Genomic DNA, 17,957 nt, shown 5'->3' with positions numbered 1-17,957 from the left:
AGGTCGCTCGCGTCCGCCCCGGACGCACCTGTCCACATGAGCTGGTCGAAGGTGACCGAGATCTGCGTGAGCGGCAGCGGCAGCAGTGCGCCGTCTTGCACGCTGGCCTGCAGCACGTTGGGCGCCTTGATGAGGGCGATTTCGTCGATGTGCTGCGTCTGCGCCACGAGGATGCGGCCGTCGTGGGTGGCCACCAGGGTTTCACCGCGCGTGCCGCCGTTGGCGAGTTGCAGAACGCGCCGCGATTGCAGCTCGATCGTCCAGACGGCGGACGTGTGCGGCACGCTGCCTGCGCCCTGCACCACCGGGCGTTGCGCCAAGTTGCTGGAGGCCAGCAGCAGGCCGCCCAGGGGCGTGCCGCTCTTGCCGAAGGCGATGCTGTCGATCACGCCGCCCAGGCGGTACTCCACCTCGGCGCGGCCCTGCGTCCGACCGTTCATCGGGAAGCTGATGATCTCGGTGGTGCTGCCGGGCTGGGCGGAGGCGACGTCGGAGCCAGTCCACCGCACGCCCCATAGGCGCGCGTCAGGGCCGAAGGCGAGGTCGCCCACACGCGTATTGGAGAAGTGCTTCCATGCAGCGGTCGTGTCCGTGGCCCGCGGATCGAACACTTCGACGCCGTTGCCGGAAGACACGTAGATGAGGCCCGACGCTGGGTCGATGGCCAAGGCGTGGGTGAGCGGATCCTGGCCGGGGCCCATGTAGCGGGCGATCACCGCGCCGCTGCCTGCATCGACTTGCAGCAGCTCCTTGCCGGTCATGATCCACAGCTGGCCGAGCGCATCGACTGCCATGTCGAGCACCGGAGCGTCCAGCACGAACAGCGGTGTCGCGGCGCGCCCACCCTCCTTCGCGAAGCGGAACACTTCGTTGCGCAAGGCGCCAGCGCTGGCCAGCACGGTGCCGTCGGCCAACTCGACCATGGCCAGTGCGCCGATGTCGCCATCGCTGGCGGCAAACCCGTCGCCGAAGCTGCGCACGCCCATGGGCGCCAGCACGCTTTGCAGATCGCCGGCCTGCACAGGCGCGACAAAACCCGGGAGACGCAATGCGGCTTGTGCGAACAGATCGCTGGCTACGTAGCTGCGATCCGCTGTAGCTGCGGGCAGCTCGGCTGTGGCCGTGAGCTGCTCGTTGGAACCCAGGGCCTGCTGCGCATCCTGGCGGCTGCCGTCGTCGGGCAGCACGGCGTTGGCAATGACGGCCGCTTCGCGGTTGCCGGCGGCGTCGGTCGCCACCGCGAGGAATTCGTAGCTCTTGCCGGCCTCACCCGTGAAGACCGCCTGGCCGGCGTCGCCCGCTACCTGCTTGAGCCAGATGCGGAAGTCGCCGCCGTTTTCGGAGACGTACACGGTGACGTGCTTGACACCGCTGGCGTCGTCGGTGGCCTTCCAGCTCACGTCGAACGTCGGGGCGCCGCTGGCGTTGGCACCGGCCGAGCGGACCTGCAGCGCCGTGGTGGGCGCGGCGGCATCGAGCGTATGGGTCACGGAGCCGCTGTCGAGCGGCGGAGCGTCATCGAAGAAGACTCGCGCCTGCGCACCAATGGCAACACCGGTGGCCGCCAGGTCGGATGCGCGCACCGTGTAGCTCACGAACCCGCGAGCCGCCTGGCCGCTGGCATCGGGCGCCAACAGGCCGCGGGTCGCGTCGTGCAGTACCTCGCCGGTATCGGGGTCGATGGCCTGGAGCAGCCAAGTCGCCACACGGGTCTGCGCGTCGACACCTGCGCTCACGCGCAACACGTAGCCTTTGTTGCCGGTGAAATCGAAGTCGCCCTGGAAGACGGCCCGGTCGCCGGGGATGTGGACGTTGATGTCGCCGATCTTCAGATCACCCAGCCGCAGGCTGCGCGGATCGACGTCCGCATCGAGTTCGGTGACGATGCGCAACTCGCCGACCGCACGCTCCGTGGGGTTGGAGAGCTCGACCGTGTAGGGCAGCGCATAGTCGGCCGGCACGTAGGAAACACCATCGGCAGCGGGCAGCGACTGCGGCCCGCGGATCGACACGGTCGCTTGCGTGTTGCTGTCGCGTTGGGCCGCCTGCTGCAGGTACTGCGTGAGGTTGAGCGCCTGCGGGCCGACCGGGCGGAACTTCTCGTCCAGCACACCGATGTGGCGCAGGTATTCGAGCTCGGCAAGCCCGCCTGCAAAGACGTCGAAGCTGATGAAGTGCGTGTCTTGCGTGGCGTTGCGGTCGTAGTCGGCCGGATCAGGTGCCACCGGCACCGGGATCGAGACCGAGCCACCGTCCTCCGTCTGGCGAATCTCGTAGTAGTCGACCGGCGCGACTTTCGCTTCGGGGTCGCCAGCCCAACGCCCGGTATCGCCGTACCACTGCTGCACCTTCGCAAAGAAGCCCAGCAGGTCTGCTTGCGTACGGTAGGTCTCGCCGCCCTTGCTGAGCAGCACGCCGGTGGCCAGCGTGGCGTTGAGACTCATGACCTGGGCATCGAGCCGGATCGGCGGCGCTTCGTCAGCCGGGCGCAGCAGGCCCGCGGCTTCGAGAGCCGCCAGCCAGCCTTGCACCCACTGCGCTTCGTCTGCCGCCAGCACCCCCAGGGTGCTGGGAGCGCTGGCATCGGCAAGGATGGCCGTTCTCAACCTCTTCGCGTGGTCGGTCTGGTCGGCGATGAACTCGTCGCGCGTCAGCGGCGTGGCCGCCCCCAGCGTATCGAATCGGAACGCCATCGCCAGCCGCTCGAGTTTGGTGACGTGCTCCTCCGGGTCGCGCGACAGGAACTTCCTCGTGAGACCCCGTTGGATCTTGTCCAGATCGGCCACCCCGCCGTCGAGCAGGCCCTGCGCCTTCCAGTCGGGGCGGATCGCATAGAGCTTGCTGCGCAGGCCCTCGAAGTCGTAGGCCAGCCATTCGGCCAAGCCGGGATAGGTCTGGACGTTGAAACTGAAGCCGACAAAGCCGCCGGCTCCCACGTCGAAGGCATAGCCCGGTGCGAGGTTCCAACCATTCGTGTTGGTCGCACCGTCGAGCGACGCCCAGGGAACGTCCGATCGCACCGGCGTGGTGGGGGTGGCACCGTAGGCTTGGGTGTTGCCCGACGTCTGCGCTGTGGCCCCGTCGGGCTGCCCGGCCACGTTGGACGAGAACACGACGTACGGCAGCTTCAAACCTTCGAGAACGTTTTCGCTGCGCCCCATGTCGGTCGCGCCCACGTCGAAGCGAACATAGGGCGTGTCGACGTTGGTCAGGCTCTGCAGCGTGACGCTGTAGGTGGTGCCTCCGCCCGGGGCCAGGACGCGAGAACCGCCAATGCCGATGGTGACATCGGCTTCGATCGCGCGCTCGACCAGATAGCGGTAAGGCTCGGTCACGCGCTGACCATCGGGGTTGGTGACGACGATGTCGTACAGGCCAAGCGGCACGTGGCGCAGGTCGAAAACGGCGCGAATGTGCGTGGCATCGAGCACCTGCCAGCGCTCGGGTTCGACTTCGAGCACGCCGGGCCGGCTGAGCTTGACCAGCGCTCCCGCGGAGAAGCGCGCGCCATGGATGTCCATGGTGACCCAGCGATGCGCGTCGTCGCCTGTGCCGCCCTGGTCGGGCGTGACGCGCGTGATGGCCAGCGGCAGCAGGTCGGCACGCAGTGTGACCGCCGTGTCCAGCGGCGACTGGCGCGAGCGCACGAGCACGTAGTAGTCGCCGGCCTGCGTCGTGGGGATCAGCACTTCCTGATCGGGAGCGACCGGGTTGCCGTAGGCAGCGTCGTAGGCGTAGCCGGTGGGGATGTCGCCGTAGCGCACGTAGAGCTCGTTGGCTCCTTCGGCCGCTGCGGAATCGAGGTTGATGCGCAGGGTTTCACCGGCCGCCACGCTCACCTTGTAGAGCTGCGTGCCACCGGTGGCCAGCGTGGTGGACAAAGGAGAACCGACGGCGAGGCTTGGCACTTCGACCCGCAGCACACCACCCGAGGCCTGCCGGTTGTTGGCTTCGCCCGGTGGCAGGTTCAAGCCCGTGTCCGTGTAGACGATGCGGCCTTCGAAGACTTCGTTGTAGAGGTCGGGGCGCACGACGATGCGCCATTGCCCGTCTTTCAGCGCAGGCAGCTTCGCTTTCAGCGTGCCCGTGTAGCTGCCGTTGGCGGCCACGTCACCCACGTGGGTGACCTTGCCCAGCAGTTGGTCACTGAGATCCCAGCTGTTGTCGGCGGAGAGATAGAGCGCGTCGGTCCAGCGACCATAGGCGGGGTTTGTCGAGGCGTTGGTCACGGTGAAGGTGATCTCCACCTCCTGGCCTACCGTTGCGCTCGCGGGAACGACGACGTTGCTGACCTGCAAGTCGGCAGGTGGCGGCGTCTCGATCAGCATCGGCTGCACGGCTGCCGAGGCGTTGTTGTCGTCGTTGCCGAACTCGAGCACGCGGCCGTTTTCTCCCGAACCCCAGTGACGCGCGGGGTCGGACACCACGAACACGTAGTAAGGCCCTTCCATGTCTCGCGGCGCAGCGAGGTTCAGCGTGCCTTCGTAGCTGCCACCCGCCGGCATACCGCCGTTGTGAGAGACGTAGCCCAGGTAGCGGTCCTTGTTGATGTCAAGGAACCGGTCCTTGGAGAGGTAGACAAGGTCGTGCCACTGTTGCTGGTCGGCAGGCGTTCTGCCACCCAGGTTTTCCACGCGATATGACACCGCGAAGTTCTGCCCTGCAATCACCGAAGTGGGCACATTGACTTGTGTCACCTGCAGATCGGGCGGCGGCGACAGGCTGATGGGCAGCGCGATGGAGCTGACGTTGTTGCCTTCGTCGGCGAACTCGAGCACGGAACCCGGCCCGCTGCCCTCCACCACGTCGAGCCCCTTGCGGATGGTGCTTTCCACCACGACGTTGCGTGCCTTGGAAGTGGACGTGTCGGCCTTGACGATGATGTGGAAATCGCCGCTGATGGACGAAGGCAGCGTGAAGGTCGTCGAGTTCGTGTAGGACTCGCCGGGCTTGAGGAAACGTGGTTTTTCGTCGGGGCCGATCAGGTAGGTGCTGCGGATGCGCGCTCGAACCTCGAAATCGCTACCCCGATCGACCACCGGGTAGTCGCTGTCGTCCAGCGATGCGTCGCGCGACAAGTAGATGCCGTCGAACCAGCTCGGCGTGCGCGTTTCGCGTGTACCGCGGTTCGTGGCGGTCCAGGTGACCGTGATGGTTTCGCCGGATGAGGGGTTTGGATTCGACACGGTGATCGTGTCGATCTGGAGATCCGGCTCGCGGTAGGTCACGTTGAGCGTGCCGCGGCCGAGGTTGTTGTCGTTGCGCAGGCCTTCGAAGACCGACTCGGCGTAGTGCTCGTCGCGCGCAGGTGCGTTGCGCTGTTCGCCCTGAATCAGCTCCTGCGAGGGGCGCGAATCCGTGATGACGTAGATGTAGTACGGACCATCCGTACCCGGAGGCAGCTTGAATTGCGCCGTCGAGGTGTAGCTCGCACCACTTGCAAGCCCGCCGACGTTTGCATGCTTCACCGTACCCAACGCCGTGGCTCGCTGAGGAATGAACTCCGGGTCCGGGCTGAAGTACACGCTGTCGCTCCAACTGCGCGTGCCGTTCCAGACGTCGGCGCCGAAGTTGGTGACAGTCCAGCTGATGGTCGTTTCCTCGCCCGAGAAGTTTTCTGGCAGCGTCTGGATCGCGGTGACACGCAAGTCGGCCGGGCGGTTGTCCACCACGGACACGGTTGCCCGCGCGTTGTTGACCTCGTCGGTCTCCGCGACCTCGCCACGCGATGCCAGGCCGGCATTGGACCGGTCTACTTCGACCACCAGCCACCCGCCCTGCACCGAAGGCGCCAGCGCAACGGTTTGTGTGGTCGTGTAGCCCTCGCCGTTGGCGAGGCTGCGCTGCTGCCGGTACTCGCCCAGGAGCCACATCACCTTGGCCTTGGAAAGGTCCGCGTTGTCGGCGATCCAGACCTTGTCGGTCCACTCGCCCTCGAACACATCGCCCCGGTTTTGCACCGAATAGCTGAAGGTGTAGTCGCCGGCCGCCGTCATCGCCGGCGTGGCCTGCAGCTGGCTCACCACCAGGTCGGGGGGCGTGATGCCCAGCACGCTGATCGGCCGCGCCTTGTAGTTGTTGTTGTCGATCTGGCCCGGATCGTCGGGATTGATGTTGACCGCCATCGTGTCTTCGAGGATGGCGTCGTAGGTGTCACTCCAGACGGTGATGTAGTACTGGCCCGAGCGAGTGCCCTCGGGAATCTGCACGTTCAGCGTGCCGAGATAGTCGGCGCCGACCGCCAGGTGCCCGTTGTGCGTGATCTGCCCGATGCGGATGTCGCCCTTTGACGGTGACGGCCTGCGGCGATCGACGCTCAGCCACACGGTATCGGTCCAGCTGTTGACTGCGGAACTGTCGCCTTGCGTGGTCGCAGCCCCGCGGTTGGCAACGCGGTAGCGGACCTCGACCGTGGAGCCGTGCACCGCCTGTTCGGGCGCAACGACGTCGCTCGCCACGAGGTCCGAGAACGGCACGGCATTGACGTGGAAACGCTCGGCCTTGGTGTTGTTGGCCTCGTTGGGGTACTCGTCCACACGTGCGTTGCCGTCGGCCGACACGATCATGAACACGTCGCCGCGATAGCGGATCGGGATGTTGATCGCCGACGTCTCTGAGGTGTAGCTCTCCCCCGGTGCCAGCGCCGCACCACTGTCGATGCGAGCTGCCAGGATGTCGTCGCCGCTGAGCGTGCCGTCCAGCGACAGGTACACGAAGTCACTCCACTGGCCGGTGGTGGCTTCCGAACCCATGTTCGTGACGGTGAAGCGGACCGCAGCGGTCGTACCAGCCGTCGCGTTTTCGGGCACGACGACGGCGCTGACGCGCAGGTCCGGGCGCGACTTCAGGTTTACCTGCGTCGCATCGCCCGCGATGCTCGTGTTGTTGTCGCGTGCAGAGCCGTGTTCGTAGACCTGAACTGCCGACGCCGAGCCGATCCCGCTGTTGGTGACGACGCGCAGGCGATAGGCGCCTTCGATCTTGGACGGCAGGCGAACCTGTTCAGTGCGCGTGTAGCGCAGGCCGGCATCCAGGCCGCGGTCGTAGGTAAAGGTGCCCAACGCAATGGCCGCGCCCGTGCCCGACGCCGGGACAAGCAGCACGGTATCGATCCACTGCCCTGCTGCCCTTGCCTCGCCCTGGTTCAAGACCGTCCACGACAGATCGACCAGTGCGCCCTCTTGCGCCATCGCTGGAGCCACGATGGTTTCGACAACGAGGTCCGGCGATGCCGACAGGTGGACCGGAATGCCCAGCGAGGTACCGGTGTTGTTGTCGGTGTGGATGAATTCGAACGGCCCGCCCGTGGAAACCTGCAGGTAGTAGGTGCCCGAGATGCCCTCGGGAAGAGTCGCCTCGATTGTGCGGGTGTAGCGGTCACCCGGCGTGAGTTGGCCGATGTGCGAGGTCGAGCCTAGTTGCCAGCGTTGGCCGCTCCCGTCAGCGTTCGCGGTGAGCCAGACCGTGTCGGTCCATTGCCCGGAGTCGGTGATCCCGATGCCTTGGTTGGCAATGGTCCAGGTCACGCTGATGGGCCTGCCACTGAATGCGTCGCTCAATGCGGAGACGGACTCCACTCGCAGATCGGCATAGGCGATCGGCATGATGTCCATTGCCTCGGCCGCCGCGGCCTGGTTGTTCGACTCCTGGGCGTTTTCCCACACGGCGCTCGCCGCGTCGGCACGAACGAACACCTTGCCGTGGCGCGAGAAGCCGGGGCCGAAGCGATACGTGATGCTGCCGGTGTAGCTGTCGCCGGCCTGCAGCCCGCCGTCGTGAACCAGCGACCCCAACACGATGTCGTCGATGTCGCCGACCACGTCGTTTTGCGAATAGATCACGCGGTCGGTCCACGAGGTGGTGCGGCCCACGCCGGTGCCCAGGTTGCTGACGGTCCACTCCACCGTGATGCTGGCCGGATCGGCGATCACGCGCTGCGGCGCGCTCACCGAGGTGACGGCCAGGTCGGCGTAGTAGTCGCGCACGACCGAGATCGCCACCGAGTCGGTGTTGTTGGCCTCCGCGCCGTTCTCGTTAACCTGCGCGTTGCTGTCGGTCACCACGACGAGCCGGTAGCTGCCCTCGGCATCCACCGGCAGCGTGAAGCTCAGCGTGCCGGGTGATGCGCCGCCGGCGGCGATCGAGCCGTGATTGAACTCGCCGAGCTTGATGTCGCCGTTGTCCACCACGCCGTCGCGCGAGAGGTACACGGCATCGCGCACCGTCGAGACCGGGGCCGTTCCGGCATTGCGCGTGGTCCAGGTGAGCGTGACCTGTTCGCCGCCTTGCAGCAGCCCGGTGGTGCCGAGGTCGGTGACCGTGAGGTCCGGCGCCACCACCGACACCGCGGCCGAGCTGGTGTTGTCGCTCTCGTTCGATTCAGTGACATAGCCGCCGTTGTCGGCCTGCACCTCCAGGCGCCAGTTGCCGGCCGGCATGGCCGGCACGGTGAGACTCAGCGTGCGCGTGAACGACGTGCCCGGCACGAGGTCGCGGTGGGTCCAGTTGCTCCAGTTCGCCAGCTCGACCGGCGCGTGCACGCCGTTCACGTCGACCAGGCGCACCTGCTCCTTCATGTACGACGCGACGCGGTCGTTGCCGGCGTTGCGCACGGTGTAGCTCACTTGCACCGTCTGGCCGACGCGCCATTCGCCGGGCGCGCTCAGGCCCTCGACCACGAGGTTCGCGCGTGGCTCGGGCTGCACCGTCGTCGCCGAGGTCGCCGCCGCCGCATTGTTGGCCGTGCGCCCCAGCTCATAGACCGCCCCGAAGGCATCGGTCTTCACGATGAGGTACTTGCTGCCCACGGCGTCGCGCGGGATCAGCACGTCCATGCCTTCGGCGTAGCTCTGGCCCGAGGCAAGGCCGCCCACGTGGGTGACCGAGCCGAGCAGGACCGCCGAGGCGCCCAGCGTCGGGGTGTCGGACAGGTACACCTGGTCCACCCAGCGGGTCACGTCGGTGGACAGCGTGCCGTCATTGCGGACGGACCACTCCACCCGCGTGCTGCGATTGGCGTCCGCAGTGGCCGGTGCCAGGGTCACCGTGGGCACGAGGTCGGAGTAGGTCTGGGTGACGTCGATCGCGCCGGACAAGCGCAGGTTGTCGGCCCGCGTGTCGGGCTCGCGCACCGACGCGTTGGCGTCGCTGAGCACCGCGATGCGGTAGCTGCCCTCGATGCGCGCGGGAATGCGCACGCTGGCGCTTTGCGTGTAGCTGCCGTTCGGGTCGAGCGCGGTGTCGTGCTTGACGTTGAGCAGGATCACGTCATCGGCGTTGCCGGTGACGGTATCGCGCGTGAGGATGATGCGGTCGGTCCACGTGCCGGTGGCAGCGGCGTTGCCCGCGTTGGCGACCGTCCAGGTGATCGTCGCTTCGCCGCCCGATTCCACCGACGCGGGCACGACGAGGCTGGTCACCGACAGGTCGGCATAGGGGCGCGCTGTGGCGCTGAAAGCGGTCGAGCCGCTATTGTTGGCTTCGGCATCGCCGGCAACGTTGGTCTCGAACAGCAGTCCTGCGCCCGCGGCGTTGCTGTCGGCGGTGACGGTGACGTCGAAGTTGCCCGTGCCGAGCAGGCCGTCGGGCAGGTTGAAGGTGAAGCTGCGCAGCCGGGATTGCCCCGGGCCCAGCGGCAGCGCCGCGTCGCCGGTGAAGCTGACCGCGGCGTTCACCACCACGGCGCCGGACGAGCCGTCGGCGTTGCGCTGGCGCACCACCACCCGGTCCTGGTAGGCCGCGGGCGTGGGCACCGCGCCCTGATTCACGTCTTCCCACTGCAGCGTCAGCGTGTCGCCGGAGACCGGTGCAGTCTGCAGCAGTGCGACGTTGCGCACCGTTAGGTCGGGGCCGGCCACGAAGGCCTGCTCCGCGGTGTTGTCGCTTTCGAGCGCACCGCCGGCGTTGTACTCGGGCACCTGCGCCAGCGCATCGATCGTGACGCGCAGGCGGAAGCTGCCGATGGCATTGAGGCCCTGCGGCCAGGCGAAGGACAGGCTGCGCCCGGTCTGGCTGCCGGCCGCGATGCTCTGCGCGGTGAACGGCAGCGTCTGGCTGACGACCACCGAGCCGGTGGTCAGGTTCAGCAGTTCGACGCGCTCGCTCCAGGCGCCGACGGCCGCCGCGGTGCCGCTGTTGGCAGTGTTCCAGCTCACCGAGACGGTGTCGCCCGCGTTCCAGTTGGACGCCGGCTGCAGCGACAGGCTGTTGACCTGCAGGTTGGCGTAGTCGGCCAGGGTGCTGCTGAAGCTTGCGCTGCCGCGGTTGTTCTCCTCGGCGGAGCCGCCTTCGAGTTGTTCGTTGGCGGCATCGGTTTCGACCACGATGCTCAGGTCGCCCGCGCCCGAGGGGCCGTCCGGCAGGCGCAGCGTGGCCGTGCGGTTGACCAACTGGCCCGGCAGCAGCGGGCCATTGCCTTCGGCCGACTCGTCGTAGGACACGGTCATCTGCGCGACGACTTCGTTCGTGCCGGTGCGGCGCACGATGATGCGGTCGGTGAAGTCGCCCAGGGTCGAGATCGAGCCCTGGTTGCGCACGGTCCACTGCACGCTCACGACGGAGCCAGAGGCGATGGCCTGGCCCGCCTGTTGCGGCGCCACCGAAACATCGGACACCACCAGGTCCATGGCCGGCGGCGCGCCGGACAGGTCGATGTTGCGCGGCTCGCCCGGCCCGTAGACGTACACCGCCATGCGGTAGGGCACCGCCGTGTCGTACATCAGGCTGTCGTCGAGCACGATGGTGTAGCGGCCGCTGACCGTGGCGACCAGCTCGGCATCGCCGAGTTGCAGGTCGGACACGACCCGGCCATACGGGTCGATCACGCGCAGCGCGCCGGTGTAGTTGTAGTGGTAGAAGCCGCGCGCGGAATCGTAGGCGTAGGTACGGGCCGCCAGGTCGCGCAGATCGACGTAGAGCCGGTCGCCGGCATTGGCCTGCACGCTGTACGCCGTGACCTCGCCGCCGGATTCGAGGCGCCCATCGACGATGGTGCCGCTGGCCACGGGCGTGGCGCCGGCGAGGTCGATCAGGCGGAAGGCATAGCGCGTCTCGCTGAGGGCACTGGTGGAGACGCGGACGGTGTACTGCCCGGGCAGCAGCATGAAGCTGGGCTGCGACGGCGTGCTGGTGCCGTCGCTGATGCTGCCGCTCACCACGGTGGAGCCGGTCGTCGCGTCGATGATGGCCCAGCTGGAGGAGCCGACGGTGCTGTTCAGGCGGTCGAACTGGATGGCCGTGTCAGCCGCGAGCGTCAGGCTGTAGTCGCGGCTCTGCACCGAGGCCGTGAGCGTGCCCGATACGGTCTGGTCGAGCGCGATCGGCGCGACCGCGCGGCTGGCGAGGTTGTCGATCTCGAACGACGCCGCGCCGCTGTAGCCGGAGCCATAGGTGTAGCCCACCCAGTCCAGCACCACATAGACCGGCCCGCTGTCGGTGATCGCCAGGCTGGTGGAGTCGCTGTTCGTCCAGGCCCAGCCGCTCAAGGCTTGGCCGTACCGGTTGAAGAAGGCAAAGCGCGGCGTGCTGCCCGAGGTGCCGAGGGTGTTGAACTGCAATACGTCGCCGGCCTGCGCATCGATGCGCCAGGCGCGCGCCACGAAGGTGGAGGCGCTGGGCGCGTTCACCGCCTCCCCGTAGTTCAGCACCGGCGCCTGGGCGGCGGAGTCCAGCCGTCGCAGCGCGAAGTCGAACGAGCTGGCGGACTGCGTCTGGCTGATCTTGACGGTGTAAACGCCCGGCGTCAGCCAGGCGGCCTGGTCATAGCCGCCGATGCGCGCGACGCCGTTGGCATCGGTGACCGAGGCGCTCTGGTAGTAGTAGCTGTAGGAGTCGGGGATGCTCGCGTGATCCAGGTACCACAGGCCCGGCTCGGTGAGCTCGAACTGGTAGGTCTGCGTTGCATTGGCCGCGATCGAGCCGGCCGCGCTGAAGGTGGAGACCACCGGCTGCGGCGTGTCCGCCGTGCCCCAGGTGGCGGCGAACGCCGCGCCGGCGCCGAGCCCGGGCGTGGTGGTGATGCCGTTGCGCACGAGGCGCAACAGGTGCGCACCGGCCTGGGTGAGGTCGAAGTCCTGCGTGGCCGCGGTGGCCGGCGTCCAGCTGCGCAGCACCGCGCCGTTGGGCGCGACGAGCTGGGCGGTCCACCCGGCCGGCCAGGAGGTGTTGGCCGCGAGCGTGAGATGGTCGCCCACGCGCGCATCCAGCGTCCACAGCGACACGGTCTGGGTTTCAGCGCCATCGGCCGCAACGCCGCGCGCGATGCCGCCCTGGCGGTCCAGGCGCTGGGATGCCGGCACCACCGTGGCGGTGAACTGGGCGTTGCCGGTGAAGCCGTCGCCGTTGGCGATCACGCGCACCGCATAGCGGCCGGCGGGCAGGTACTGCGACCAGGTGCCGTTGGAGGCGCTGCCGAAGCCGCTGCGCGCGCCCACCTGCGTGCCGTTGGGCGTGACGATCTGGAAGCTGACGGCGCTGTTGGGCGCGTTGAGGCCCTGCAGTTCGACCCAGCCCGGCTCTTCGAGCGAGAACGAATACGTGGCCTGGTCCTGCCGTGTCGCCAGGGGCACGGACACCGCGGCATCCCAGGCCAGCGCAGCATTCGTGGCGACGGGCTGGCGCAGCGTCGCCTCGAAGTGGACCGGGCCGGAGGACGAGTAGTACTGCTTGGCCAGCAAATAGACCGGGCCGAGCGAGGGCCCGTTGAAGGCCACCGACGAGGCGTTGGTCCAGGCCACGCTGCTCAGCGTGCGGCCGTAGGCATCGACCAGCGTGTAGCGGAAGTAGTCCGGGTAGTTGACCGGGGTGGTGAAGTCGAGGTTGTAGCCCACGCCGGGCGCGGCGGTGTCGAAGCGGTACGCCACGAGCGTGCGACCTGCCGGCAGGTCGCCGCTGAGCTGGGAGGTGGTGCCGCGGTCGATGGCCGCTGCAAGGTCCAGCAGGCGGAAGCCGTAGCTTGGCGTCGAGGTGCCGGAGGCACTGACGGTGATGGTGTAGGTACCGGCCTTCAGCCGGCGCGCGTAGTAGCTCTCGACGCCGCTGAGGCCGAAGCTCAGCTCGCTGCCCAGCGGGCCATCCAGCGTCAGCGTGGCGCCACCGCCCTGCGGGTCGAGCAGGATGGTGGTCTCGTCGGTGAGCGTGAAGCGGTACTGGTTGACGTTGCCCGGCGCCGCGATGGCACCGCTGATCTGGTCGCCCAGCGCGATCGGGGCCATCGTCGTGGCGTAGGCCGACACCAGCACGGTCGTCGTGCGTGCGCCGGTCGAGGCGTAGTGGCCGTAGGCGTGCAGCACGTAGGTGCCGTCCAGCGGCAGCTTGACCTTCGTTGCGGCGTCGTTCTGGTTGTATTGCGAACCGGAGGCGACGACGCTGCCGTTCGGCCCGACCAGCTGCCAGTACTCGGAGCTGTAGGTGTCGGTGGTGCGCAGGTCGATCAGCAGATCCTGCCCGGCGGTGCCCGCGATCTGCCAGGCCGTGTCCTGGCGGCTTTGCGCCACGGTCTGGGAAGCGCCTTGGCCCAGGGTCAGCACGGGCAGCGCACTGACAGGCTGCACCGCGACATGGTACGAACCGGGGTTCGGACGGTTGGGCACGAGCCGCAGCTCGTAGCTGCCTGCCAGCAGGTTCTGCACCGCCGCGTAGTCGCTGGAATCGATGCTGGTGGTGAACACCGTGCCGGGTATGTCGGTGCGCACGAGCGTGGCGGTGTAGTAGTCGCCGCTCAGGTTGAACCACAGCCGATCCGGGTCGGCCAGCGTGAAGCGGTACACGTCCTGGTCGGCCGGCGTGGACAGCGATCGATCGACCGACGTGCCCAGCACCAGGGGCTGCGCGCTGCGCACGCCCGCGGTCTGCGCGAAGATGGTGGTGCCGCTCATCGAGGTGCTGCCGTTCATCGACGCACCCGACAGCTGCACGGTGTAGTTGCCCGCCGTCGTGGCGGTGACGGCAAAGCCCGCGGCCGTGCTCCAGTAACCGCCCGAGAGGTAGCCCCGGGCCACCTCGACGCCCAACGGACCGAGCACGCGGTAGTCGAGCCGGTCGTAGTAGCCCAGTGCCGGCGACGGCGCGATCCAGCGCGATTCGCCGCCAGCCATCGAGAACTGCAGCTCGCGGTCGGGTGCGCCCGCGCTCCAGGTGACGCTGGCGGTGCCGCCGGGCGCCCAGGCCTGGGAAGCGGGCTGGATGAAGCGCGTGTTGAACGCAAAGGCGACCGGGTTCGCCGGGGTGGAGCTGGAGGCGTAGCGCACGCGCAGCGTGTAGCTGCCCGGGCCGAGCGCCCACACCATGTCGGTGTAGTTGTCGCTGTAGTTCAGCCGGGCCACGGTGCGGCCCGCCGAGTCGAGCACGTCGTAGGTGTCGCGCGTGCCGCCGTTCTGCGTCTCGCGCACCGCGAGCTGGGTGGGGCTGGTGACGCTGAAGCCATAGGCGTAGGTCTGGCTGCCCAGCAGGAACTGGCCTTGCGTGGCACCGGCGTTCAGCGCCGCATTGCGCGGCGTCTCGTACAGCGCGAAGCGCAAGGCGGCGCCACCCAGCGACGCCCCGGTGTTGCGGGCCACCGCCAGCAGATAGTGGCCGTCGCGCGGCACGTTGAACGGCAGCGCCGTGGCCTGCGCCGGGTTGCCTTCGGCCACCAGTCGGCCGGCGTTGTCGTAGAGACGGAAGTAGTTGCCCGTGCCGGCGCCGCTGTCGGCGCGGAACCATTGGTCGGCATCGGCGTCGAGCACCACGTCGAACAGCTCGTACGGATCGTCGCTCGCGAGATCGACCGCCACATGCGTGTTGGTGGCGGTGTGCTGCGCGCCATCGATGGTGCGCACGGCGAAGCTCGCGCTGTTCTGCAGGCCGTCGAGGCCGATCACGTAGTGCCCCGCGGGCAGCCACAGCACGGGCATCTTCCAGACCCCGCCGCCGGTGACGGACACGCCGACCGGGCCGCTGGCCTCGATGCCGCGCGGCCCGCGCAGCACCCACGTCTGGGCCCCGTCACCCTGCCATTCGAGCGCCACCACGCCATCGGACGCCAGGTCGAACTCGTAGTACTGCATGCCGGACGACGGCGCCGCGGTGACCAGCGTGCCGACGGTGATGGCCGTGCCGCTAACCGGCTCCAGCGATGCCGGCGTGCGGCGCGCGAGCAGCGACGGCGTCGCCGACGACTGCTGCAGGCGCGTCACCCGCAAATACACGTCGCCGCTGGCTTCGCCCTGGGTGAAGTGCGCCTGAGCCTGCGTGCCGCGGAACAGCTCGCGCCCGAAGGCATCGAAGGCCGCAATCGCGAACTCGCCCTCGGCAGCCACCGCGAGGTCGAAGGCGTCCTGCCGGTCGGAGGCGAGGTGCCAGAGCGCCGAGGCGCCCACCTCCAGCGCGGTCAGCGAAGCCGGCACGTCAGGCTGCAGCAGTTGCGCCTGCGCCAGCGGCATGGCGGTGATGCTGAACGGTGCCGAGGCCAGCCGCACGTGCAGCTGGTAGCTGCCGGCGGCGAGGTACAGCGCCGAAGCGCCCGCCCCACCGCTCTCGGAGAAGGTGTGCCAGTCGGACACCACGCCCTGCGGGCCCACCAGCTGCCATTGGCCGTTGTCGGCGGACTGCGGGTCGAACACCCAGGTGCCTCCCGCGGCCACGCTGAGCCCGAAGGTGCGAACCTGGCGCCGGTTCGCCAACCCCGTGTCGGACAGGGTGGCCGGAGCTGAGGCGGTGAGCGAGGCACTGCTGGGCGCCGGATCGCTCCAGCGCTCGATGTCGAAGCTGCTCGTGGACGGGGCGTTCTGGTCGCGGTAGGTCCACAGGTAGTAGGTACCGGCCTGCGGCAAGGCAGCCACGTTGGACTGTCCGCTGGACAGCGCGCCGACGGCCACCGTCGCGCCGGACTGGTCGGTGACACGCCACGCCGCCCCCGTGGCCGTTCCGATGGCCGTGCCGATGTCACGGGTGATCGTGAGCGACAACGTGCCGGTGGCGCCCGCGGTGCCGCTGTTGGCGACGTTGGGGTTGTAGCCGGTGTTGGACCAGCCGCTCAGGCCGATGTAGTAGGTGCCGGTGGCGCTGACCGTCCAGTTGAGCGGGCCATCGTCAGCGCTGGCCACCACCTGGCCGGCCGCATTGAAGACGCGCTCGTAGCCGTCGAAGGTGCCGTTGGGCGTGGTGGTGCGCAGCACTTCGCCGGCCTGCAACGTGACCCGGTACATGTCGACGTCGCGGTTGCCGGCCGAGCCATCGCCGATGTTGACCGGCACCGTGATCGACGTGCCGCGCGGCAGCACGAGCGCGCGCGCACTGGCGATCACGTCCGGCACGTCGCCGCCTTGCGGCGCCGCCTCGGCCACGCCGATGCGCGTGACCGACAGAGTGAGGCTGGCCGCGGGCACCGCGGCGCCGTTGCCGGTGAAGGCCACGCGCGGGTCGTAGGCCGCGTTGGCTTCGCGGCTCACGCCGACGTAGTAGACGCCCGAAGCCGCCACGGCATAGCGCAGGGTGTCGCCGCTCACTGTGGCGAGCTCAGTGCCGCTGGCGTCGAACAGCCGCAGCCGCGGGGCAAAGCCTGCCGCCGAGGAGGACACCAGCAGCGGGTCGCCGGCCAGCGCATCGATGCGGTACAGGCGCACCTCCTGGTCGCCGGCGGCGTTGCGGCCGAGCGTGACGGACGCCAACGCTGAGCCACCCGCGTCAGTGAGCAGGTCGATGGCAGACGCAATGGAACTGCCGTCGGCGGCTCCATCGATCCGGTAGGCCACGGCCAACAGCTCCGCAGCCGCGGCGTCGATGCGCACGACCTGAGCCGCGCGGCTGGCATCGCCGGTGAGCGTGAGGCCGGCCTGCGAGCCGACCGCCGGTGCGCCGGTGGAGGCCAGCAGGCGGAAGCCCACCGTGCCGGTGGAGCGCGACTGCGCTTCGAGCTTCAGCGTGTAGCTGCCTGGCACCAGCTGCAGGGGCGCGGTGTTGCCGTCCACCGCATCGAGCAGGGAGGTTGCCACCTGGGCGCCGGCACTGTTGAGCAGCGTCCAGCGAACGCCCGCGTTGGGCCCGGAAAGCTGGTCCCACGCCACCTGCGTGGTGTCGGTGAGCGTGAACGTGTAGCTCGCCGCCGCGCCGGGCACCGGCAGGTCGGCCGTGTAGGCCTGGCTGAACTGCAGCACAGTCTGTGCCGGCGTGCTGCGGAACAGAGTGAAGCCGTAGTCAACCGCGGTGGTGGCGCCGCTCTGGCCCTCGATGCTCAGCCAGTAAGTGCCGCTGCGGTCGGCTGTGAACACCCCGCCATCACCCCAGCCGTTGGTACCGCTGACGATGTTGGCCGAGGGACCGAACAAGGTCCAGCGCGGACTGCCGCTGGCGCTGCCGGTCTGGAAATAGTAGCGGTCGCCCGCCTGGGCGTTGAATGTATACAGCGCCGCCTGCGTGCCCGGCTCCAGGCGGCCGGTGGCCGGCTGGTTCACCTGCAGCGCAGAGGCCGCCTGTTCGCCGATCAGGCGGAAGGTGTAGTTGCCCACCGCGTCGTTGAGGCCATCGACGGTGAGGCTGTAGGTGCCCGGCTGCAGCTCAAGGAAGCGATCGCCTTCGGCAGTGAGGTTGCGGCTGCTGAACAGCGACGTGTTGCCCTGGTTCAGCTGCCACTGCACCTGACTGCCGTCGACGCCGTCGAAGAACAGCTTGGTCTTCTCGGTGACGACGAACTCGTAGGCGTCCTGTTCGCCAGGCTGGTCGATGGTGCCTTCGATGCGGGCTACGCCAGGGACCGCATCGGCCGACAGCAGCAGCCGCGGCTCCAGCGACTCGATCTTCCAGTTCGGGGGCTCGACGGGGGCGGGGCGGTCCTTCTCGTCGCCGGCCTGGGCCTGCGCACTTCGCTTGGTTTGCGGCTTCAGCGCATCCCGGCTGGCCCGGGCAATGGTGCGGATGCTGGCACGGAAAGCGGACGCGGAACGGCGCAGCGCGGCGCCAGGGCGCCGGGACTTGGTCGACAT

At 68.5% G+C, this 17,957-nt stretch carries 1 protein-coding gene (only partly in view); it reads right to left on the bottom strand.

The window, feature by feature from the left end; genetic code table 11:
• Window positions 1–17,957, bottom strand: the 5' portion of a protein-coding gene (locus E8D38_RS08370) for a tandem-95 repeat protein (protein ID WP_140627795.1). The gene continues 17,296 nt to the left of window position 1, outside the view; the window shows 17,957 of its 35,253 coding nt (coding positions 1–17,957); the start codon lies at window positions 17,955–17,957; the stop codon falls past the left edge of the window.

The sequence above is a fragment of the Methylibium rhizosphaerae genome, from assembly GCF_006386545.1.
GTDB classification, from domain to species: Bacteria; Pseudomonadota; Gammaproteobacteria; order Burkholderiales; family Burkholderiaceae_C; genus Pseudorivibacter; species Pseudorivibacter rhizosphaerae.
Note: the sequence above shows the minus strand (reverse complement) of the source record. Positions and strands in the feature narration are given on the sequence as shown.